At 68.9% G+C, this 21,124-nt stretch carries 18 protein-coding genes and 3 pseudogenes; 6 read left to right on the top strand and 15 right to left on the bottom strand.

The window, feature by feature from the left end; all coding sequences use genetic code 11:
- Positions 1-40: 40 nt before the first annotated feature.
- The 3 genes from IG88_RS0109755 to IG88_RS44215 all read right to left on the bottom strand — a co-directional run bounded on the left by IG88_RS0109755 (position 41) and on the right by IG88_RS44215 (position 2,622).
- The gene (locus IG88_RS0109755; protein ID WP_031037521.1) at positions 41-703 is read right to left on the bottom strand and encodes a hypothetical protein; all 663 of its coding nucleotides are present in this window, start codon (positions 701-703) and stop codon (positions 41-43) included.
- Between the two features lie 9 nt (positions 704-712).
- Positions 713-1,120: a DUF4238 domain-containing protein gene (locus IG88_RS0109750; protein ID WP_031037518.1), complete on the bottom strand. Its 408-nt coding sequence runs from the start codon at positions 1,118-1,120 to the stop codon at positions 713-715.
- 608 nt (positions 1,121-1,728) lie between these two features.
- A complete protein-coding gene (locus tag IG88_RS44215; RefSeq protein ID WP_234332104.1) occupies positions 1,729-2,622 on the bottom strand; it encodes a hypothetical protein in 894 nt (297 codons plus the stop codon).
- 596 nt (positions 2,623-3,218) lie between these two features.
- Between IG88_RS44215 and tpg (IG88_RS45285) the strand changes: the two genes are divergently transcribed.
- Positions 3,219-3,875 carry a telomere-protecting terminal protein Tpg gene (tpg, locus tag IG88_RS45285; RefSeq protein WP_078861451.1) on the top strand — a complete coding sequence of 219 codons (657 nt, stop codon included), beginning with the start codon at positions 3,219-3,221 and terminating at the stop codon, positions 3,873-3,875.
- Between the two features lie 32 nt (positions 3,876-3,907).
- Here tpg (IG88_RS45285) and IG88_RS0109725 read toward each other — a convergent pair whose 3' ends face one another.
- The 7 genes and pseudogenes from IG88_RS0109725 to IG88_RS38540 form a co-directional block, all read right to left on the bottom strand.
- A complete protein-coding gene (locus IG88_RS0109725; protein ID WP_234332102.1) occupies positions 3,908-5,020 on the bottom strand; it encodes a hypothetical protein in 1,113 nt (370 codons plus the stop codon).
- A gap of 11 nt (positions 5,021-5,031) precedes the next feature.
- On the bottom strand, positions 5,032-5,775 hold the full coding sequence (locus IG88_RS40610) for an ATP-binding protein (RefSeq protein WP_031037506.1): 744 nt from the start codon (positions 5,773-5,775) through the stop codon (positions 5,032-5,034).
- Positions 5,772-7,391, bottom strand: a pseudogene (locus tag IG88_RS38550) (transposase). Before IG88_RS38550 ends, IG88_RS40610 begins: the two are co-directional and overlap by 4 nt.
- Before the next feature lie 116 nt (positions 7,392-7,507).
- Entirely contained in the window at positions 7,508-8,347 is an 840-nt protein-coding gene (locus IG88_RS38545) for an ATP-binding protein (RefSeq protein WP_158853881.1), read from the bottom strand.
- Between the two features lie 119 nt (positions 8,348-8,466).
- A complete protein-coding gene (locus tag IG88_RS45280) occupies positions 8,467-8,685 on the bottom strand; it encodes a helix-turn-helix domain-containing protein (RefSeq protein ID WP_367523414.1) in 219 nt (72 codons plus the stop codon).
- A 457-nt stretch (positions 8,686-9,142) separates the two neighbouring features.
- Positions 9,143-9,370, bottom strand: a pseudogene (locus tag IG88_RS41045) (transposase family protein); the annotation flags it as partial.
- 91 nt (positions 9,371-9,461) lie between these two features.
- Complete coding sequence (locus IG88_RS38540) at positions 9,462-9,842, bottom strand: alpha/beta fold hydrolase (RefSeq protein WP_158853878.1); 381 nt, start codon at positions 9,840-9,842, stop codon at positions 9,462-9,464.
- A gap of 104 nt (positions 9,843-9,946) precedes the next feature.
- On the opposite strand from IG88_RS38540, the gene IG88_RS0109695 reads away from it, so the two are divergent.
- On the top strand, positions 9,947-10,156 hold the full coding sequence (locus IG88_RS0109695) for a hypothetical protein (protein ID WP_051851858.1): 210 nt from the start codon (positions 9,947-9,949) through the stop codon (positions 10,154-10,156).
- A 39-nt stretch (positions 10,157-10,195) separates the two neighbouring features.
- On the opposite strand, the gene IG88_RS0109690 is transcribed toward IG88_RS0109695, so the two are convergent.
- Positions 10,196-11,473: an MFS transporter gene (locus tag IG88_RS0109690; RefSeq protein ID WP_051851857.1), complete on the bottom strand. Its 1,278-nt coding sequence runs from the start codon at positions 11,471-11,473 to the stop codon at positions 10,196-10,198.
- A 235-nt stretch (positions 11,474-11,708) separates the two neighbouring features.
- Here IG88_RS0109690 and IG88_RS0109685 point away from each other — a divergent pair.
- Positions 11,709-12,074, top strand: a pseudogene (locus tag IG88_RS0109685) (DUF6233 domain-containing protein); the annotation flags it as partial.
- 357 nt (positions 12,075-12,431) lie between these two features.
- On the opposite strand, the gene IG88_RS0109680 reads toward IG88_RS0109685, so the two are convergent.
- The 4 genes from IG88_RS0109680 to tap form a co-directional block, all read right to left on the bottom strand.
- The gene (locus IG88_RS0109680; RefSeq protein ID WP_031037490.1) at positions 12,432-12,956 is read right to left on the bottom strand and encodes a peptidylprolyl isomerase; all 525 of its coding nucleotides are present in this window, start codon (positions 12,954-12,956) and stop codon (positions 12,432-12,434) included.
- 333 nt (positions 12,957-13,289) lie between these two features.
- Complete coding sequence (locus IG88_RS0109675; RefSeq protein ID WP_031037486.1) at positions 13,290-14,024, bottom strand: dienelactone hydrolase family protein; 735 nt, start codon at positions 14,022-14,024, stop codon at positions 13,290-13,292.
- A gap of 400 nt (positions 14,025-14,424) precedes the next feature.
- The gene (tpg, locus tag IG88_RS0109670) at positions 14,425-14,982 is read right to left on the bottom strand and encodes a telomere-protecting terminal protein Tpg (RefSeq protein ID WP_031037483.1); all 558 of its coding nucleotides are present in this window, start codon (positions 14,980-14,982) and stop codon (positions 14,425-14,427) included.
- Between the two features lie 12 nt (positions 14,983-14,994).
- On the bottom strand, positions 14,995-17,232 hold the full coding sequence (tap, locus tag IG88_RS0109665; protein WP_031037480.1) for a telomere-associated protein Tap: 2,238 nt from the start codon (positions 17,230-17,232) through the stop codon (positions 14,995-14,997).
- Between the two features lie 225 nt (positions 17,233-17,457).
- Here tap and IG88_RS43315 point away from each other — a divergent pair, with 225 nt between their 5' ends.
- The 3 genes from IG88_RS43315 to IG88_RS40185 all read left to right on the top strand — a co-directional run bounded on the left by IG88_RS43315 (position 17,458) and on the right by IG88_RS40185 (position 21,093).
- Complete coding sequence (locus tag IG88_RS43315) at positions 17,458-18,468, top strand: hypothetical protein (protein WP_158853875.1); 1,011 nt, start codon at positions 17,458-17,460, stop codon at positions 18,466-18,468.
- A 416-nt stretch (positions 18,469-18,884) separates the two neighbouring features.
- Positions 18,885-19,649: a Clp protease N-terminal domain-containing protein gene (locus IG88_RS0109655; RefSeq protein WP_031037474.1), complete on the top strand. Its 765-nt coding sequence runs from the start codon at positions 18,885-18,887 to the stop codon at positions 19,647-19,649.
- Between the two features lie 124 nt (positions 19,650-19,773).
- Complete coding sequence (locus IG88_RS40185) at positions 19,774-21,093, top strand: serine hydrolase domain-containing protein (protein ID WP_158853872.1); 1,320 nt, start codon at positions 19,774-19,776, stop codon at positions 21,091-21,093.
- The last annotated feature ends 31 nt before the right edge of the window (positions 21,094-21,124 follow it).

Genomic DNA, 21,124 nt, shown 5'->3' with positions numbered 1-21,124 from the left:
GCCGGACCTCCGCAGAGTGGACCCGAACGGACAAGGTGCCTTACGTCGGGGCGCTGAATTGCGACAGCAAGGCCAGCAGCTCCGGGTCCTGTAGCTCGGGTCGACGGGCGCCGCTGCCTTGTTCTCGGCCAGTCGATGGGGCTGCCGCAATCCGCGGAGCCGGGATCGCGGGAGGCTCCGGCGCCAGCCGCAGGTATCGGGGCGACCTCATGGAGGTGAGGCGGTAAACGGCATTCTGGCACCATGCCGCCGCGCCCTTATTGGCTTGACGGGCGAGTGCCGCAGTAAGGACGCCGTCCTGATATCGCTCGGGTGTCCGGGTGGAGATCAACAGATGCGTGGGGGACACCGGAGCGAACAGCTCGGTAGCCGCGCCGAGCAGAGGTGGCGCAATGCTGTACGTGCCGCTGGTACGGCGGATGACGACACCGGTGTCTCCCAGGATCAGGCAGGGGGCCTCGGCCTGCACCAGAACCAAGTGCCGCTCTGGGGCGCCCAGATAGTCCATCGCGAAGCTCAGCCCTTGAATGGGTGCACGGAGATGCCAGCGGTCATCGTTGAAGAGCTGGGGATCGGGGGCCCGGTGATACGCGTCCCAAAAGACCGCTACGCCCTCTTGATCCGTCAGCATCCGTCCCAGCCGGCGCTGGTACAGCGAGATGACCTCGTGTGCCCACACCACCGGTGCCAGGTGCGCGCCCACCTGCGCGTTTCAGGACCGGAACATCTGCGTGCGCACCAATTGCCAGGCCAGCGTCCGTCGCAGGACCTGCAGACGCTCTGCGGCCAATGGCCAGGTCCCGCTGCGCACTGCGCGCACCACGGGCGCGGCATGATGGTCGACCTTCTCCGCAAGATACGTCTCCAGGGCGACCCGCTGCATGCCCTGGACCAGCGGGTCGGTGTTAAAGTTCCTGGCCTTGGCCGCGCTCTTGACCGGTGTCCGGTGTTCCCGTCCGTCGCGGTGAAGTCCGGTGAAGTGCCCTTCCTCAGCGAAGGCCCGCAGCCAAAACTTCGGGACCAGATGGTGCTCTTTGGCGATTTGCGCCCCCATGTTCCGGATCTTACGGGTCGGATGCAACGCGGGCTTCCCGATTTCGAGCAGCAGTTGCTCCGGCACATTCTCATTTCGACGTGGTGATCACCAACTGCCCGCCGACGCTGTCAGGGGCCTGCCACCCGGCCTGAGCGCGCTCGCTCCGGACACCACCCTCGTCTGGTTCACCAGTCCAGGTCGTCGGCGGAAAGGAGCGCATCGAGGAAGCCCGCCGACAGGGAGGCCGCGCTCAGCGTGAGCGCATAGGTCGGGCTCAGGGGATCGGCACGATGGTCTTCTGCTCTGCGGCCGCGGTTCGGTTCAGTCCCAGGAACGGTTGGGGCACGGCGAGGCGCTCGGTGCGGTGAACGTCTCCACGCCTGTCGTGGCGCGGGCCTTGGAACTGTCGCGGTTCGTGGACCGGATGGGCCGGCGGATCCCGGGGAACAGTGCCGCGTACAGGCCGGCGAAGCTGTGGACGTGGCTGGTGCCCTCGGCGGAGAGGCGGCAGACCCGGACGTCGTCGAGTATCCGTGAGTGATCAAGTGCGGGGCAGCGTCTCCGGCTTCTTCGACAGCATGTTGGTGACTGCCCGGTTGCCGACATCCCGGCGCATCGTGACGGCATCGACGTTGTAGAGGTCGACCAGGGTCTGCCACACGTCGGAGGGCTGGTCGGTGAGGTGCTCCGCCTCACCGGGGGATGATCAGATCGGTGAGCTGCCCCGGCGTTGGCATCCGCCCACGGTTGACAACGACTGCGACGAAGAGGACCACCACCGGCAGTAGAGGAATAAGGGCAGCATCAGGCAACCCGAGGAAGGCTGCGCCGGCCATCACCAGCACGACCGTGAGCCCCACCACGACCCCCCGCAAACGCTCCCTCGGTGCGGCTGGAGTCACGCCTGCGAGTTGGTCTGCGTCGAGAAGGTCATCGACACGGCCCTCGGCGTAGCGTTCGGCGATGGTCAGGAGCATCACGGTGAGGTCTTCCAGGGCGCGGTCCGGCTTGGAGTCCTGCTGCGCTTCGGCCCTTCGTAGTGCGCCCACCACCAGGGCGGCATGGGCCTTGAACTGCCGTTCGTTGTGTCGTCTGGCTCTGGCGCGGCGGGTGCGGTGGGCCCTCCAGATGGCGTGCTCCACCGGCTGCACGGACACGCGTGGGATCTGGCAGTCCGGCTGGGTTTCCTCCCAGCGCCGCAGAACCGCGGCGCACTGGGCCGCGACCGTCAGCAGGGCAACGACCGGCCAGCAGCGCCGGTCCTCCACGAGCGCGCTCTCCCCGTCCGCGCGGCCGGTGAGGACCTCCAGGTCGTAGGCGGCAGCCGTCGCGCCTCTGCCGGAGCCGGTCAGGTTCACGCGCTTGATAAACCGCACCTCGGCGATCAGGATCAAGGCCACGAGCAAGAGCGCCGACACTCTGCTGATCGTGGAGGAGTCCCAGGTAGCAACCGTCGCTGGCATGGCCACGAAGCTGCTGAGCAGTGCCTGCATCACACCGGGGTGGGGTCCCGGGTCCGCACTCCACCGCAGCTTCTCCCAGTCGGCCACATCGTCGACGTGCCCCATGATGTACAGCAGCAGCATGAATCGGAGGATCTTGAGCGGCCCCGCCAGGGGACGGGCATGCCACCACCGCACGACGTACCCGGGGGCCAATCCGTGGTCATCGACCCGGTTTCGTATTCGTGGCGGGAGCAGCAGCATCTGCGTCAGGAGCGGAGCAGCCCGGCGCACTGCCGAGTCGGCACGCAATCGCTCGAAACGCTCCACGGACGCCGTTCCCCAGCGCTGAACTGGTCCAGGAAAGAGGAACAGAGCCATTGCGACCAAGACCAGCCACGGAGTGAGCGCGAAGAGGAGACCATTCAGCACCTTGGCAGTCTCACGCATCCCACCGACAACAGCCCGGGGAACGTGAGGTCTTGCCCGGCACGCCGTCCCTCTCCGGCTCCGCCTGGCAAGCCCCGGACCCCCGGGCAGGATCACACCGCCTGGATGGGTGCGGCATCCGGACAGTCCAGGCCTCTCCGGCGGGACCTTTCGGCCTCATACCTTGGTGGGACTCGGTGCCGAAGGACAGCACCGGGGTGCCGGCGACGTCCGTCCTGACGCCCGCCGCCAGCTTGTCGCCGGTGCCCCCGAGGGGCTCGTAGCCTGCGTCATCCGGCGCTGTCCCGAGAATGCAGAAACTGGCAGGCAGGGGCGGGCGATGCGGGAGAACTGACGCTACGGACTGTGGGGGCTCCGGCCGTGCGGGCTGGTCGCTTGGGGAGACGGACGTGGGACAGATCGAGCAGGGACTGGAGCGCGCGTTGCGCACCCGGCCCATTCCCTCAAGCACTGACGCCCGCCTACGTTTTCTGCTGGCGAGGAACCGGGGTTCCACTCGGAAGGTGGCCACGATGCTGGGGGTCTCGCAGCGCACTGTGCAGCGGTGGGTGTCAAAGAGAGCCGAGGCACGTCGTCCGCCGGGTCTGTTGCAGGTCCGGGCGATCGAGGAAGCGGTTCTGGCTCGGTGGCAGCCCCGGGTACGGGCCCGTCGGCGTGCCCAGGCAGAGGCGGATGGCTTCGTCTTCCATACCCGTGCGCGATTCGGGTTCACGGCTCCTGCGGGGTCCTCGGACGATCCGCGGGTGCGGTGGATCACCCAGGACCTGCCGGGAGAGGTAGCCCGGGAGCTGTTCGCCGCCCGGGATGCCGGCGCGGGCGAGCAGCAGCAGACGGTGATACTCGCCCGTGCGCTGGGACACGCCTACTTTCGCGAGTGGGGCCGCCGGGCCCACGGCCTGCACGTGGCTTTCAGCGACGTCGAGTTCGCCGACTTCTCGATCGGCTGAGCCCGGCCCATCAAGCGAGCACTGCAGGGTGGTCAGCGTTGCGACGGCCTGGCGCGCCTGGCCGGTATCGCTTCGTACCTCTCGGCTTCCTGCCGCTCGCGCCAGTCCCACTCCACAGGTCCGACCGGGCCTTTGCGGCGGGCTGTGGGCGGCTGTGGCGGGCGCAGTTTGGCCGTCTCCGCTACGCGCAGCAGGTGCGCACGGTCACCGGGCGCGGCGAGCATCTCCTGGTCTTCGCCGGATACGAGCCGGGTGAAGCAGGCCGCGGCCCTCAGGTAGATGCCCGCCCAGGGTGGTACGGGGTAGGCGGCGCAGCCGTCGGTGTAGCGGGCTCGGTCGTGCAGGGCGAGTGTGGCCGCGGCGTCGTCGTAGTCGCGAGGGCGTGCGGTGGCGAGTTGCTGGAGGGAGGCGCCGGTGAACAGCGCGGCGGCGACGGCCGCGGCCAGGCGAGGATGTGCGGTAGCCGCATGCAGTTGGTGGGCGACGCGCTGCGCGGTGGGCGCGGTGAGAGGCACGGGCGGTGGCCGGTGCCGCCAGGCGATCGGCGGTGGCGTGCACGGCTCGGCGCAGGGGCGGGGGCTGTCGTAGGAGACAAGGCGGTCAAGTGCCGGCAGGGTGAGCCACCGGCTGGCCGGCGCGGCGGTCTCGCCTGGGGGCGGGGGTTCGGCGGTAGGCGTGCCGTAGTAGTGGCGGCGGGCAGCTTCGATGTCGGCGGTGAGGGAGTAGTCGGCCGTCCGTAGGGCCTGGTGCAGAGCGGCGGGAAGGTGAGGGCGGTGGCAGACCAGGGTGAGGTGGATACTGGTGCGGGCCTGTAGTTGCAGGAGGCGCATCGTGCGGCGGGCGGTGAGGCGGTGAGCGCGCAGGACGGTCAGCCGGGTGACGGGCAGGGCGGTCAGCCAGGCAGTGGCGGCTTCCCAGGCGGGCTGGCGGCCGCCGAGAAAGCGGCCTGGGAGCAGAGGCGGTTTGCCCAGGGCGGCGAGTAGGTCGTGGGCGAGGCCGGTTTCGCTGGTGGTGCCCGGGCCGGGGTGCAGGGTGATCCGGCCGGACGACGGGTGGTGGGCGGCCAGGGCGGTGTGCGTGTGGAGCGCATCGTCGTGACGGTCGATGACCACGGTGACGGACGGCAGCGGCGGGATAGGAGGCATGGGTGGTGTGGTCAGGCGAGGCGGCTGAAGGCCCAGCGCAGCAGCTCCTGGTCGACGCGGGGGCGGCCGGTGCGGGCCAGGGCGGTGCGGGTGTGGGCGGTCAGCTGGGCCCAGGCGCGGAAGTTGCCGTGCGCGGCGTGGCTGTCGGCGAAGGCGATATCCTCGGGGTCGGCGTCGGCCCAGATGGAGTGGAACAGAGGGATGACCTCGAGGACCTCGTTGGGTGTGAGGCGGGTGAACTGCTGCCAGATGAAGACACGGGAGGAGAGCATCGGTTCGCGGCGCAGTACGGTGTGGCAGCCCGCGCCACCGACGAAAATGATGGCGAGCTGGGTTGAGGGTTCGTCCCAGAGGTAGCGGAAGTATTCGAAGGCCTCACCGTTGAGCCACTGGGCCTCGTCGACGAGGAAGGTGCGGGGGCGTTCGGCCAGGGCCGTTTTCAGCAGGCGGTCGAATTCGCTGGGGTGGCGCGGTGGCTCGTCGGCCAGGTCGAGGGCGGTGAACAGTTCGTAGCGCACTGCGCGGGCGGTGGGCCGGGCACGGAAGGTGATCTTGCGGACGTCCTCGCCGGGTTCGAGTTCGCGCAGGCAGGTGTTGACGGCGAGGGTCTTGCCGAAGCCGGCGCCGCCGTGGATGCACATCATGGCGCGGGCGGCGACGGTGTCGGTGATGTTCTCCCGGGCGGTGAGCAGGGCGCGGGTGGTGACCACGGAGGCGTCGGGCAGGTCGACGTACTGGTAGGTGGCCGCGGTCACGAGGTGTCTCCGTCTTCATCGGTGGTGGGAGGTGCGGCCCGCCCATCGCGGCCGTCCGGGGCGGAAGCACCGTCACGTCCATACGGCTGCCGGACGGGCGGGCCTGGCGTGGTCAGCGCGGCCAGGGAAGCCGGAGTGCGCCAGTCGGCCGGGGGCGCGGCGTGCGGGATGAGGTCTGGCATCGCGAGCTGCGCGAGGTCGGAGTCGGCATTCTAGGCGAGTTCGGCCTCGGCCTGCGCGGTGGTCAGCGCGCCGAGCCGCTGAGGTGCCTCGGCCTGGGTGACGGCGGCGTAACGCTCCCGCTGGGAAGCTTCGAGATCCTTCTTCAGACGGCGGGCACGGGCAGACCGTGCCCGCCGTACGGCGCGGAGTTGTTCTTCGGTTGCCTGGTCAGCCAGGTCCGCAGGACCGAGGTAGCGGCCGGTGGCGGCGTCGTCGACCTCGATGCGGTGGTCGTGGTGGGGCATGAAACGGACCCGGACCAGGATCCCGGCCTGACCGGTCATCCACGCCCCCACGTAGTCACGTTTCCTGAAGCGGATACCGCGGGTGGTCAACGTGCGGGTGCCGGCGTCTTCGAGAGTGAACGTCCACAGGTCCGTGGCTGGCACGTCCCGCAGCGGAGTGGAATCGTCCTGCCATGTCTGGAGTGGGGTCTTGCCCCGTAGCGGTGCGGGGCAGTGCTCGGTGTTCCACCACCGTGTCCACTCCAGCAGCCGAGCGGTGAAGTCCTCGAAGCCGAGCAGCACCTCGTCCTTCTTCGGCCGGGAAGCCCGTTTGCCCGGGCGTGGCTGGCGGGCGTAGCCGGGCAGCGCGGCCAGGAACATGCTCTCCACCGCCCGGTTCAGGCCCTCCACCGTGCCCTTGAGGTGAGGGGTGTAGGCGGGCAGGTCCTCCACGGTGACGTCGAGGAGATCGAACGCGGCGGTCACCGTCCTCGACAGGAAGTCTTTGCCGCGGTCCACCCGCACTTTCTCGGGCAGCCCGCCGAACGGGCCGTAGGGGTCCTCGCGCAGGACCGCGGAGCGCAGCGCGGCCAGCACCGACTCCCGCGACGGAGGCCCAGACGTGACCGCGACGCCGGTGATCGCGTTGGTGGCGCAGTCGGTGAACCAGGTGATCCACGGCCTGCGGGGCTTGCCGTCGACCTCGACCAGAACCGGGGCCTGTACGTGGTCGGTCTCCCACACCTTGTTCCGCCAGGGGCGCGGCCGGGCCAGGAACACATCATGCTTGCGCGCCGCGCGCTCTCCTCCCGCGAGCCCGGCCCGCTCCCCCGGCGTCAGATCCCGCTGGATCGCGCGGTGCAAGGTGGGCAGCGACGGCGGCGGAGCCGCCGGAGGGGACTGGCGGGCAGCGCGGGCCGTCAGCTCACGATGCACCGCCGCGACGTTGCCCTTCCACAACGCGAGCAGGTGGCGTACTTCCGGGGTGACAGTGAAGCGGTCCCGGGTCTGGGCCCGCGCCCCGGGCTCCGCGGCCGCGGACTCGTCATGCTCGGCAGCGGCCAGCCACCGCCACACCGTGCGCTCGGTCACTTCCAACGACTGAGCCATCATCCGTACATGTCGGGTCGTCAGTTCCTGTTCCTGCCGCAGGGCGAGCAGCCGGCGCACGGCAGGGCCGCGCAGCGCCGACAAGGAGGAAGAAGGAAGACCTCCCCGCGTGTCCGGACCGTCCCCGCGCACGCCGGAGCGGGGAGTTCCCTCTTCCGGCCCGGCCGCCGCGCCGGTCACAGCGGCCCCATGAGCCGTGCGCAGGCCCGCTCCAGCATCCGGCGGTCCACCACCGCACGGCTCCTGCCGTAGAGCTCGGCGGTCAGGTGCGAGGTCAGCTTCGCCCAGGTCCGGAAATTGCCGTGGCCCACATGCTCGTCCACCCACACGACATCGTCCTCGCTGACGTCCTCCCATAGCGGGTGGAAGGCAGCCATGACGGTTGCCACCTCGCGCGGGCTGAGGCGCGGCACCAATTCCCAGGTCAGCACCCGAGAGGCCAGCGCGGGCACCCGGCGCAGCGCCCGTTCGCTGCCCGCGCCCGCCAGCACGAGTGCCGTGTCCGTGTCCGGGTGGTCCCACAGCCCGCGCAGAAACTCCAGCGCCGGCCCCGGGAGGCGCTGTGCCTCGTCCAGTACCAGCACGCGGGGCTGCCTCAACGCGTTCACCAGCATCAGGTCGGCCTCCCCCGCCCCACGCGGCAGACGCCTGCCCAGCTCCAGGGCATCCGCGAGAACCCGGCGCAATTCCGGAACCGTCGGGTGCACACCGACATGGACCCGACGGACCCGGGCCGGGTGCGGCAACTGGGAAAGGGCGTACTGCAACGCGACCGTCTTGCCCTGGCCGGCGTCGCCGTACAGACACACCACCGCCCCGACCGCGGCCGCGTGCGCGACCGTCCGCAGCACCGACCGAACGGCAGGCGTGTGCACCACCTGGGCATCCGGGACCAGGACCGGGACCTGCGCCAGGTGCTTCTGCTCCCGCAGAAACACCTGCCCACCGACGCCCTTCTCGGCCACCACGTTCAGGCCCAGCTCGCTGAGGGGATCCGGCCTGCGCGGCCCGGCCACCTCAGGCTCCCGCCCGGTCAGCAAAGCCCGCCCCGCCCGTCGGTCCCTGCGGATCACCCGGCTCAACGTCGACATCGACGGAATTGGCACCTCACCGCCGGCAGCCACCAGCCGACGCCTCAGCTCCGAGACATTGCCCCCGCCTCACCCAGCAGCTCCCACACCTCGTCCGACACCGCGTATCCCTGCCGGACCGGCGCCTCCGCCCGCCCCGTCGCCTTCGCCTGCTCCAGCCAGCGCCAGACCGTACGCTCCGAAACACCCACCGTCTCAGCGACCGCACGCACATGCCGCGTCGACAGCTCCCCCGCCTGCTGCCTCTCCAGCAGACGACGCACCACCAACCCCCTCGGCAGCACAGCCCCACGGCCGGCTCCTACACCCTGATCCACCCCACGATCACACCTGCCCAGCCCACGTCAGCGCATAAGGACTCACGAACCTGAGACAGCATCAGATGCCATGCGATAAAGCCCCACGACAGCGATCCCACCCATCAATCTCTCACCTCATGACAGTGCCGATCCCGCCCCAACACCTCACTGACCAGCGCCCACACAGCACACCACCAGACCAGCACCACCGACTCTCACCACTACCGACCCCAAGCCGAGAGGTCGCAACTGGGCGTATGGGTCTCCAACACCAAATCGAGGCGGGACAAGCTCACTGCGGAACAGCTGGACGCACTGCGGAAGCTGGGCATGAAGTGGGCGTAACAGTTGCCGACCCGGGCGCTGCTAAGCGTTGTCCCGCAATTGATCACGGTCGTGCTTGCTGACCTGCCTGCTCGGTTCAGCCGGTGATGGTGACATTGTGGAGGCGGGCGATGCCGAGCATGGCGTGGTGAACGCCGTGGCCCTTCAAGCGGCAGTCACGGAGGATCTTCCAGCTCTTCATCCGGGCGAAGGCGTGCTCGACGCGGGCCCTGACCTTGCGGTGAGAGGCGTTGTGTTCCTCTTTCCAACTTGGTAGTTCGGCCCGGCCGGGGCCACGGCGGTGAGGGATGATCAGGCCAGTGCCCCGGTTGGCTTTGTTCACGAGAACGGGTTCTGGCTCAGGTTTTGTGGTCCGTTACAGAGGGTTACCGGATGAAGGTCTCATTCGGGTAGGTTCACAGCGAACCGAGGAACTCGTTGACAGCTACGGCGAACTCGTCTGGGACGGTCTCGTGGACGGTGTGTCCGGCGGGAAGTTCCATGAGCTGGGTATGGGGGCGCCGCGTCGCCATGTCCTTCGCGTGCTCCGCGCTGAGCTCTGTGCTCCGGCTGCCGCGGACAAGCAAGGCTGGGCAGGCGCTGGAGAGCCAGTCGTTCCAGTGGTCCCCGTTGAGCTCCTGCTGCGAGGCATTCATATCCTTGGGGTCGAAGGCAAGGCCCCATCCATCGGGATACTCACGGACGGCACCTATGAGGTATCGCGCCGAGGTGCCGAGTCCTTCCAACAGTTCGGCCCGGGTCGGTGCCCGGTGCGGCCAGGCCAGGCTGAAGGACAAGTCGTCATCGACCTCGGCGCCGGTCCTCGACGATGAGTACGTCCACAAGTGCGGGTAACCAGGCCGCGAGCTGGTAGGCGTTGACGCCGCCCAGGGAGCGGAACGTGGTCGGCACACATAACCTGTTGAACCAGTTCGGGCTGCCAGTCCTCTCCGCCCGCAACACGGCCATGATCGAGGCGGTTACCGACCTTCCGCCCATCGTGGTCGCTGACCTCTTCGGCATACACCCCAACACAGCTCAGAGATGGGCGAACTATGCCAAAGACGACTGGAGTGCCTACCTCTCAGCCCGCATGGTCTCCGACGAATAGCGACCCTCGGAACTGCTCCTCCACCAGTCGGAACGTCCGCTACGCCTGCTCTACCTCGCGATCGTCATGCGATGCTCTCGACTGATGGCTCGGGGTGAGCCGGTTGACACGGTATACGTCCGGGACGCAGAGGTTGAGAACGGTCGCGACCGTGATCATTGCGGCGCAGGCCAGGAGGACTGCCTGGCTGTTCCACGAGTGGGCGGCGAGGGCGGTGATGAGGTAGCCGAGGGGGATGGCCAGGCGTTCCCCGACGCCGTTGAACGCACTCATGCGGCCCTGTTCGACCTGGGGCACATGCTGTTGGAATGCGGTGTTCCAGGCAACGATCGCGACATCGAGTCCGATACCTGCCAACAAGGCGGCCACCAGAACGAGTGGCAGAGACAGACTGCAGGCCATGGCCGCCAGTGGGAGCGCGAGGGCGCCGGCCGTGATCACCGCGACGGTGAGCAGCCGGTACGGCTTCCAGCGAAGGCATACGAGGGTTCCCGCCAGTAGGCCGGAGGCAAAGGCGGCCTGGATCAGACCCCAGTCACGTGCTCCGGCGTACTGCCGCGCGGCAACAAGGGGGCCAAGAAGCTGGAAGCCCGCCAACCAGGCGGCGACGAGGACTGTGCCGGCGGCGGTATAGGTCCACAGCCAGGTACGGGACCAAAAGCCTGTCCAGCCTGCCCGCAGATCGGCCAGGACGCCGGCGGGCGTAGTGGGCGGGGTTTCCAGGCGCAGGCCAAGAAGCAGGACAGCCGCGACGGCGAACGTGAACGCGTCCCAGGCCAGTGCCCAAGCCGCGCCGCTCGCGGCGACGACGAATCCGCCAGCGACCGGCCCCAGCACCCTCACTGCGTTGCTCGGGAGCCTAAGCAGCGCGTTGGCCTGCTGCAGGTGCTCTTCGGGAACGATCTGCGCGACGGCACCTTGCGTGGCTGGAACGATGAACGACGCCGCCGTTCCCGAGACGAAGCCGCACGCCGCAATCGACGCAGTCGTCGCATGTCCCGTGACCACGGTGACGGCCAGGGCACCCTGTGCACCTGCGGCCAGTAAGTTCCCGACGAAGAGGAGCCGGCTTCGGGACAAGCGGTCGGCGAAGAGGCCGCCCATGAGCAGAAACACGATCGTGGGGACGGTGTTCGTGGCGAGGACCAGGCCGAGAGATCCAGCTCCTCCACCCTGCTGAATGACGGAGTAGGCCAGTGCGAGAGGGGCAATCGCAGACCCGGTCGCCGAGATGAGACTAGCCGACGCGAACCGGCGGAAAGCCCCGATCCTCAACGGTGTGCTGATGATCTCCGGTGACGCGGCGGCGGTCTTCATGATCTCCCTTGGGCTCGACGCAGCGAGCACCCGAGTGCAGCAGCGCGCCCTGCGAGACGTCAGCGCCAGAGTTGGCCGAACAGCCATCCACCTCGGGCGCCGGAGCAGTGAAACCTCAGGCGTGCGCCGACATGCAGTGCCTTCGGAGATAGCCCAGGCATGGCAGCGGCCGACTTAATACCAGCCATCGAGCCACGAATACCGCAGCTCTCGAATACTGCTGCTTCACCAGTACGGGGACTCGGTGGAGCCTGCCGAGTACCGCGTCTGGGTCCGCGCTCCGGACCACGTGCGGCCCGTGGACGGCGCCTCGTACGACGCCGTGCCCACCGAGTACTTGAAGCCGCCCTCGCCAGTCCAGGAAGCGCTGGGGCCGCGGCGGCCATCAGGCTGGGTGCTGGCGAAGGCCGGCGGCCGCGGGGGCGGTGTCGTGCACGCCGTGGACTGTGAAGAGGCGCCGGCCGGAGCGCCGGTGTTGCCGCTGGACCGGGCGCTGGACGCAGCCGAGCAGCCGGGGGTCCGGTTGTGCTCGCTGTGTAGCGCGGCTGCGGAACTGGACCCCGTCCTCAAGGGCTTCGAGCACGGCTTCGGCGAACCGTAACCGCCGACGCGAGGGCGGCGTTGAACACGCACGCGTGCATGAGCATCCGACTGTGCCGAAGCCTGATAGTTGTCACCGTCGGGGGCATTGGCCTGCAATGTCGGGATGGTGAGGCACGGTGGTTGTCACCAGGTCGGCACACTGCTTGTCATCAGCGGCGTCGAAAGCACGACAGTTGTCACCGGCTCCACGCTGTCACCCTCTGGGGCACCTGCACTGTTTCCCCGTTTCCTATCCCGCAGCGCCCGGGCGGGGCAAGGTCGGGACCACCATGTGCGCCACCGCCTTGCCCCGGGCGTAGCGACGGCACGTTCGGCTGTCGGCTTCGACAAGCGAGCCGCATCGTTGGTGGGGGTGTCAGTGGGTATCGATGACGACCTTCTCGATCACGATGTCCTCGAGGGGGCGGTCATTGCGGGCGGTCTCGACGTTGGCGATGGCGTCGACGACTCTCTGGCTGGCGGCGTCGGTGACCTCACCGAAGATGGTGTGTTTGCCGTTGAGCCACGTGGTTGGTCCGACGGTGATGAAGAACTGGGAGCCGTTGGTGCCGGGCCCGGAGTTGGCCATGGCCAGCAGGTAGGGCTTGGTGAAGGCCAGGTTCGGGTGGATCTCGTCGCCGAACTTGTAGCCGGGGCCGCCGGTCCCGTTGCCCATAGGGTCGCCGCCCTGGATCATGAAGCCCTGGATGACCCTGTGGAAGACCGTGCCGTCGTACAGCGGTGCATCGCTCGGCTCACCCGTGTTCGGGTCGATCCACTGCCGCTCGCCCTTGGCGAGTTCGACGAAGTTCTTGACAGTCTTGGGGGCGTGGTTCGGCAGCAGCCGGATCTCGATGTCACCCTTGTTGGTCTTCAACGTCGCATACAGTTCTTCCGCCATGGTGGGATCCTTCGATGCGTGGGCCTCTGACCTGGCCAGTGTTCCGGCCAGGCGGAGCACCCTGGTGCGGCGACACGGCGTCTCACCCGCACGAGTGGCTCGCAGCGCATCCCCTTCTGTCCTGTCGCACTGCGGCTGTCAGATGGTGGGCCGCTGACGAGCTGGGATGCCAGGTCGTTTGCGACTGCGGAGGTTCGGGGTTCTCAAGCGACCTGGCTTTTACGGAAGTCTCGTTGGCGATAGAGGCGGGCCACGGCCATGGAGACATCGGTGTGGCCCGCCATGCCACCTGTTGGTCTCGGCTGTCTCAGCCTTGATTTCCGGGCTGGAGCCTCAACTGTTGGCCAGGGTTCGGTCCAGGAGGGGGAGCAGGCGATCCCAGTGGCGCTTCAGCCCGGAGGCGCTGAAAGCATCGGTGTCGGACATGGTGAAGCCGTGGATGGTGTCGGGGTAGATCTCGGAGGTGTAGTCCACACCTGCCGCGTCCAGGGCCTGGTTGAGCTCGCCGAGGGCCTCAGGTGTCATGTCGCCTTCGGCGTGGCCGAGGTGGACCTGGGCGGTGAGCTTGGAGAAGAGGCTGGCCCCATCGACACCCACGGGGCCATGGAACGCGGCGACGGCCGCCACATGGTCGGTGTGGGCCGCGGCGGTGCGCATGGCGTAGAGGCCACCTATGCAATAGCCGGTCACCGCGACCGGTCCGGCGCCGACCTCGGGCTGGGTGGTGAGGAACCTGAGGTAGGCGTCGGCGTCGCTCAGGACACGTTCGGCGGTGTGCGCCTCGATCAAGGGCATCAGCTGGGCGAAGACCGCGGGCCGGACCTCTTCTCCGATGTAATCGGGAAGTTCCACCAGCGGTGCCGGGCCGTGGCGGTAGAAGAAGTTGGGGACGAGTACGTAGTAGCCGTGCCCGGCCAGTTCGCGGGCCATCTCCCGCAGCACGGGCCGGATGCCGAAGCCGTCCGCGTACATCAGCACCCCTGGGTGCCGCTCACTGTGGTCGGGGAAGGCGGCGAAGGCGTCGGCCTGGCCGTCCGCGGTGGGAATCCGAAGCGTCTTGGTGGGCATGAATGCTCCTGTCGTGGTTGATGTGCAGAGTCTGTGATCAACACGACGGAGGCGGAGCCCGCGCAGCAGCGCAGGAGCCTCGGTCAAACAGCGGGCCCAAACCGGCCCGTACGGCGCTCAGAAGAGCACCGGGTCACCGATCCGTGTGTGGCGCAAGGCCGTCCCGGTATTCATAGCCGCACAGCGTAGTCCACCGGATATGAGCCGACGCCGGCACTCCAGCCCGAGCGGATGTCTCGATTGGATGAGAACCGACACGCACCGCATGCGACACAGTGTGAATCCGACAGCTTCAGTGCGACAGGACACCTTCAGAGCTGACGGTCACCGACCCCCGCGGATACGCGAGCGAGCCCGGACCGATGCGGTCCGGGCTCGCGGGCTGTTCGGGGTGCGGCTGCTACAGCTCGAACTCGAGGTGCTCGATGTCCGTGAAGCGCACCTCCTCCAGGGAGCCGGCGCGGCGGCCGCCGTCCTGGAAGTACACCTCCTTGAGCGCTTCGGCCGCGATCTCCTGGAGCTGCTGGTCGGTGGCGCCGGCCTCCTGCGCGTCGAAGAGGCGGGCGGCGTACTGCGGAGGCAGGGCGACGGTCAGGTGCCGGATGCGGTCCTGGTCCGTCGACCCGATCGGCGCGGTGTAGCCCATGCGGGCGCGGGTGTCGATGACGATGCCGCCGGTGGTAGCCGCCTTCTGCCGGGCCTTGGCCCGGATCTGCGGCTGCCACCGCTTCTTCACCTCGCGCTCCAGGCGCGCGGCGAGGTCGGGGCGGGGCTTCTTGATCTGGTCCTTCACGTACCGCTCGACGGTGCGCTGGGAGATGCGCAGCATCTGGGCGACCGCATTCGTGCCCTTGAGCTGCTTGACCAGGTACCGCATCTGCGCACCCGCGCTCTTGGGTGCGGGGCGGGTGAACGCCTTCTGCACCGCGGCCTCCAGGCCGTCCCCGAACAGGCTCATCGTCGCCCTCTCCTACTCTCCGTTGTCGACGTCGGTGACGGTGCCGTCCTTGATGTATCGGGCGAGGTTGAGCTCCGGCGCGTTGAACCGCTCGCGGACTTCCTCGCCCCACAGGACGGTCTGGGTGCCCTCGTGCTTGACCAGGCCGGGGTTGATGCCGAGCTTGAACCCGCCGGGCAGCGGCTTGCCCTCCCGGTAGGGCAGGAAGTCCAGCGGCGACGTGCCGTCGGCGGCGTAGACGACGCAGTCCGACAGGATCGCGACGGGGTACTGGCCGGTGAACGCGGCGTGCTTGACGATCTTGCGGTGCAGGTTGATCCGGGTGCGGGAGATGACCGCCGCGCGGATGTCCGGCCGCCACGTCGGGCGGGACAGGGCGCGCCACGGCTCGCCCGGCCGCCAGCCCTCCCCGCGCGGGCGCTCGCGCAGCTTGCCCAGTCCGCCCTTGACCGTCGCCTTGATCGCCGAGACGACGATCGCCAGCTCCGGGTCACGGGCCTTGTAGCCGTCCATCGCGGCGAGGAAGTCGGCCGGCTCCATGTCCGCGTGGACGCCGAGGTCGGCCATCGCGGCGAGGTAGGCGTCACGGAGCCGGTTGTACCAGCCATCCAGGTAGCGGCCGTTGTCGTAGCGCACCCACGCCTCAAGCGGGCGCATCTCGTAGCCCAACTCCACCGCGTACGCCACGGTCGGCGTCGCGTACCAGGCCGGTCCTTCCGGGCGCTCGCCCTTCGGCGTGAACGGGGAGGGCAGCAGGCTGCCGTCCAGCTCCACCCACTCCTTGCCGACCTTCACGCGGGACAGGTCGACGTGGGAGAGGTCGACCAGCCACGAGCCGGGCAGCCTGGGGTCGAACGCGGGGGCCTTGATGTGCGTCGCCTCACCGAGGCCGACGTTCAGGCCGTTGGCGCCGGCCGCGAACGCCATGTTCACGTCGATGCCGACCAAGAAGCGCAGGGTGCACTCCGCATCCGTCATCGGCCGCGCCCAGTCGTACGCCTCCTCGAACAGCTTCTCCGCCGGGCCGCGCACGTGGAACCGCGGAAGGTCCTTGAGGACGGGGTGCCCGTCGGGGACCTCGCACGGCGGCCAGTTCATCGGGTCGATGGCGTCCTTGCCCAGCGAGCCGGGGTTGTGCTCGGAGTGCCGCTTGCCGTCGGCGTCCGGCTCGGAGGCGCGCGTCGGCGGGTGCAGGGCGGTCATCAGCTCCAGGCCGGTCACGGCGGTCGATCCGCGCGGTGTCATGACCCGGGAGGCGTACACGCCCAGGACGCGGGCGAGTTCGGCCGGCGGGAGCTGCCCGGCCTCACCCCAGTGCCGCGTGTCGAGCGCGTTCCAGGAGGGGATGCAGAGCTGCACGCAGGCCCGCTCCGAGCCGGTGGCGGGGCGGTAGATCCGTGCCCACGGTCCGAAGCCGCGCTTGGTCAGCTTCCACTCCGCGCGCGCGAGCTGCTTGATGACCTTGTGGTCTTCCGGAATCCGCCCGGCGTGCTTCTCCTCCTCCGTGAGCGTGACGGGCAGGCCGTAGCGCTCCAGGGCGGCTTCGGTGAGCACGATCAGCGGGTCGGCGTCCTTGCCTGGACCGGCGAGCTTCGGCTGACCGAGCTTGGCCTCGCGCAGCGTCCAGTCGACCAGGGCCGGGATGCTCTTGGCGGGCACGTCCAGGACCAGGCCGCCGGTGCAGTACGCCAGCACCTTCCCGTCCTCGACGTCGACGACCGCGAGCGGGCCGTTCTCGAACCGAGGGTCGGTGCCGCCCGCCGGGGTTCCGGCCGGGGCCGCCTTCTTCGCACCCGGGCGGCGCGACGTCGACGACGTCCTGGTGGTGCGTGCCGGACGCGGCGCGGCCGCCGGAGCAGCGGCGACAGGGGCAGGGGCCTGGGTGTTCTCGGTTGCAGTCATGACCGCAGCCTCGGACGCCTCCCCTGTGGACAGAGTCCGCGGTTCCGCCGCGGCGGGCGCACCGGTGAACGTGGCTGGCACCGGGGCGGTCGACTCCCCCGAGGCGGGGTAGAGCTCCGCGAGCTGCCTCAGCAGCCGGGCGTACGCCTCACGCTCCGGGCCGCGCGGCTCGGTCGGCTTCTTCACCGACTCCCAGCCGGACACCGTGGCCCGCCGCACCTTCAGTGCGCCGGCGACTTCGTCCAGCGTCAGACCGTGCGCGACCCGCAGCCGTTTGCGCTCCTCCGCCGGTGGCAGCGGAGAGCGGGACGCGACCAGCGCGTCGACTGCATCGAACAACTCGGACATGGAACACCTCCTGACCGACACTCTACCCCACGAAGCGTAAATCTCGCGTACTTCTACCGTACGTATCGCGCACGAATAGCGAGCAGAGGTAGTAAGAGGGGTCCTGGCCGGGGAAGGGCTGGAAACCGTCGCGTCACCTCAGGTCTCGGTGGGGAGGTATGGGCGGTCGCATGCTCGGAGTAATCAGGGGGTCACGTGGGGTGGAAAGAAGCGTTCGGCGACGCCATGAAGGAACTGGAGGCGATACGACAGCAACTCGCACGTCTCGATCGTCTCGATGACCCGACGGTCGGGCTGACCGCACTGCACGGTGACGTCACGCAGAGCCGCCTGAAGATCCTGGAGCAGCTCCAGGCGGGCGTCACCGGATTGCGGGAGGAAAACCGGGAGGTCCGTCGCCGTCAGGACCGGATGATCAGCGACCTGAATGACATGCGGGGTGAGCTCCGGCAGCTCCTGGACCTTGTCGACCTTCTGCGTCCCTTCGCGCCGCCTGAGGGGAAAGGTGACACGTCCGGCGAGGGTACGCAGGCCCGTCCCGAGGGGACTGCGCAGCCGCCCGAACCTGAGGCCGGCCACGGCTTGTCTGCCGGCGCCGAAGGTCATCCGTCCGTCTCAACCGACACCGACTCCCAGGGGGGAACCATGGAGAACACCGGGCACCGGCCGCAGCCCGAGTCCGGCGAGGACCAGGACCTCCTGCTGAAGCGCGCCATCGAGGCCGCCTACCAGGGCACCGGCACCTCGGCTGGCCAGCCCTCTGCTGCCACGCCGCAGGCCTCCGCCGACGCGGAGGATCCGCAGGTCGCCCACGGCGTCCTGCTGCTGAAGGCCGCCGGTGTGGCCTCCGCCGAACTGATCGCGCACCGCGACACCTGGGAGTGGCTCGCCGCCCTGGCCGTCGACCACAGCCACTTCCGCACCCCGCCCTCGGTGGAGGACATCAAGGAGGGCCGAGTCCAGACCGTCCTGTCCGGACACTCCCTCATCGCCCTGCTCATCGAGCTGTACGGGCGTCGCGTCGGCATGCTTCCGGCGTACCGCCGCGGACCGAGTGCGCCCAGGCGCACAGCGACACCAACGGAAGCGCGCATCCGCGAAGGCCGGGCGTCCTGGGATGAGACAGGCACAAGTCACTTCCCGCCTCACCTGTCACCCCACCTGACCAGCAAAACTCACTCCACATCTCCAGCAGCACGAGCACCACAACCCGGGGGCCTGAAAACCGCCGGATAAACGGGTAATCCAGGTTAAAACGACCTCTAAGGCTTTGGGTCGCAGTACTCGCACAGCGGTGAGCGAGCCCCGGAGCCGTACTTGTGGGTGGGCTGGCGGCATGCGGCACACGGGCCGATCTGGTCGCCGGGGCACGTACGGGCTGAGGTATCCGGCTCGGTGATGGGCGGCACAGGCGTAGGGGCAGTCATCGCGGTTCCTCGTTCCGGCGGCCGGCGTCCAGCGCATCGTCTCCGTTTCACCCACTGACCCTGACAAAGGATCCTGATCGATTGCCACTGGACTTTGACCGAAGGTGCTTCCGGCGGGTGCTTCGCAAGCGGGGCAGGTGGACTGTTCGGCGGCGGCCGGTGCGGAGTGACCTACCGCTGCATCACCCAACCCCTAGGGGGTTATATTGGAGTTATATTGGGGTTATGCCGAAGATCAATGTCTACCTGCCCGACGATCTGGCCGAGGCCGTCAAGCAGACCGGCGTACCGGTGTCGGCGGTGTGCCAAAGGGCCCTGGAGCAAGCCGTACGCCGGGCGACCGCCATCCGGGAGACGGCCTTGGCCGGTCTCGATGACGGGCCGACAGGGGCGCTGGCGCATTTCTCCCCGAGGACGCGAGCCGTTCTCCATCTGGCAGTGGAGCGTGCACGGGACGCCGGCTCTCCAAGGATGAGCACCGAGCATCTGCTGGGCGCCATGCTGGAGGAGGGCACCAATCTTGCCCTCCACGTGCTTCGCGCCATGGAGGTCGAGCCGGAGCAAGTCGCACGCGACCTGTCGCGCCGCCAGTGCGAAGTACAGGCAACGGCCCCACCGGACAGTGATCCTCGCCGGCTCGACGGGCCCGCGGCCAACGCTCTGGAGCTGGCGGTCACAGAGGCAACTGCCCTCGGTCACAACTACATCGGGTGCGAACACCTGCTGCTCGGTCTAGCCGTCGAGCCCGACGGAGTCGCCGGACAGGTACTGCGGGCGCTGGGAGCCGATCCCAAGCCCGTGCGCCGCACCATCACCGCCGCGCTGGCGGGCTACGTCCACCTGCGAGCCGAAGGCGGGCAGGGTCAGCCGACTGCGGCGTCCGCCAGCGCGCCGCCGGAGCTTGCCGGTGTCCTCCGCGCTGAACTCGAACCTCTGACTCGGCGCATTGCACGGCTGGAGGAGCACCTCGGCCTGGCCCTCGAAGGCTGACCGCCGTGGTCGACCGCCAACGCAGGTCGCCCGACCAGTCGTGGCGCTCCGGCCCCCGTCTCCTTGCGGTCTGGCAGCGGCTCCTGCCGGCCGTCTTCGTCCTCCTCATGTTGGGATTTCTGTGGTGAACCCTGCATTGAACGCTCTCAACAACGGCGTCTCGAACCCCATTGCTGCCCTGGCCTCCGACCCGCAGGAGGCGGCGGAACGGTTGGCGGCGTTGCCGTCGGTGGCGGGCGTGCAGGTCGCCGGCGTCGTCGACGGGTCGCTGGACGTCGGCGCGGCGGGCGTGGCCGATGCGGAGACCGGCGAGCCGGTGACCGTCGGCACCGGGTTCCGGATCGGCTCGATCACCAAACTGCTCACGGCCCACCTGGTGATGCGCTGCGTCCTCGATGGCCGCCTCGGCCTGGACGACCCTCTCACCCGGTTCGTCCCCGGCCCCTGGGACGGTGTCCTCGTGCGTCACCTGCTGTCGCACTCCACCGGGTTGGATGCCGGCGACATCTTCGTCGACACCGGGAACGACGACGATGCCATCGCGCGCTACACGGAGATGCTGCGGGGCGTGGGTTCACTGTTCTCGCCCGGCGAGACGTTCTCCTACTGCAACGGCGGTGTCGTCCTCGCCGGCCGACTCGTCGAGGTCGTGCTGGGCCGGACGTGGCGGGAGGCGCTGCGCGAGGAAGTGCTCGACGCGGCGGGCATGTGGGAGACCAGATTCGTTACTGGTGTGGACGCCGGACATGATCTGGGCACTGCCCGCGGTCATGCGGTCCGCGGCGGCGAACTGGCCGCGCTGCCCCGGCGGATCAACCATCCCATGTGCACGCGCGGCCTCGACCCGGCCGGCGGCACCGTGGTGTCCACCGCCGCCGACCTCGGCCGCTTCACCCTGGCGCACCTGCGCACGCCCGGCACGGACGTCATGCGGACGTTGCATGCGCCGGCCCCGGGAGGCGTGGCCACCATGCGCGGGGCCGGGCTCGGCTGGATGATCTGGGCCAACGCCGCCCAGTCCAGCGTGCGCGTCGGCGGCGCCAACCCCGGCCAGTCCAGCCTGATCGCCGCCGACCCCACCACCAAGACCGCCGTCGTCGTGCTCACCAACTCCGACCAAGGGGCCAACGCCGTCAACGCACTGCTCGACGCGCCAGGGCCGGTGTCCGGTCCTGAGCCCCAGCCCGCGCCGGCCGACCTGTCCCGCTACGTCGGCCGGTACGTCTCGCACGCCGCCACCATCGAGATCAGCACAGCCGGTGACGGCCTGCTCGCCCGCGCCGATGGATATCCCGACATTCCGCTCACCCCGCGCGACCGCCAGACTTTCGACTCGCCGGGCGGACCGGTAGCATTCCTCGACTCCCAAGATCACGGCAGCCCTGACCGCATGCGCTTCCGGATGCGCGTGATGAACAGGGACGACACTGCAAGGCCGCGGTGACGCAACGGGTGCGCGCTGGACCGAGCGGCAC

This window comes from Streptomyces sp. NRRL F-5650, assembly GCF_000721365.1.
GTDB lineage: Bacteria > Actinomycetota > Actinomycetes > Streptomycetales > Streptomycetaceae > Streptomyces > Streptomyces ardesiacus.
Note: the sequence above shows the minus strand (reverse complement) of the source record. Positions and strands in the feature narration are given on the sequence as shown.

What these genes read in the sequence shown, in the direction of transcription:
- IG88_RS44215 (WP_234332104.1), bottom strand. Translation starts at nt 2,622, where the DNA reads ATGCTGCTGCTGTACATCATGGGGCACGTCGACGATGTGGCCGACTGG.
- tpg (WP_078861451.1), top strand. Translation starts at nt 3,219, where the DNA reads ATGCAGAAACTGGCAGGCAGGGGCGGGCGATGCGGGAGAACTGACGCT.
- IG88_RS0109725 (WP_234332102.1), bottom strand. Translation starts at nt 5,020, where the DNA reads ATGCCTCCTATCCCGCCGCTGCCGTCCGTCACCGTGGTCATCGACCGT.
- IG88_RS0109690 (WP_051851857.1), bottom strand. Translation starts at nt 11,473, where the DNA reads ATGAAGACCGCCGCCGCGTCACCGGAGATCATCAGCACACCGTTGAGG.
- IG88_RS0109680 (WP_031037490.1), bottom strand. Translation starts at nt 12,956, where the DNA reads ATGGCGGAAGAACTGTATGCGACGTTGAAGACCAACAAGGGTGACATC.
- IG88_RS0109675 (WP_031037486.1), bottom strand. Translation starts at nt 14,024, where the DNA reads ATGCCCACCAAGACGCTTCGGATTCCCACCGCGGACGGCCAGGCCGAC.
- tpg (WP_031037483.1), bottom strand. Translation starts at nt 14,982, where the DNA reads ATGAGCCTGTTCGGGGACGGCCTGGAGGCCGCGGTGCAGAAGGCGTTC.
- tap (WP_031037480.1), bottom strand. Translation starts at nt 17,232, where the DNA reads ATGTCCGAGTTGTTCGATGCAGTCGACGCGCTGGTCGCGTCCCGCTCT.
- IG88_RS43315 (WP_158853875.1), top strand. Translation starts at nt 17,458, where the DNA reads ATGAAGGAACTGGAGGCGATACGACAGCAACTCGCACGTCTCGATCGT.
- IG88_RS0109655 (WP_031037474.1), top strand. Translation starts at nt 18,885, where the DNA reads ATGCCGAAGATCAATGTCTACCTGCCCGACGATCTGGCCGAGGCCGTC.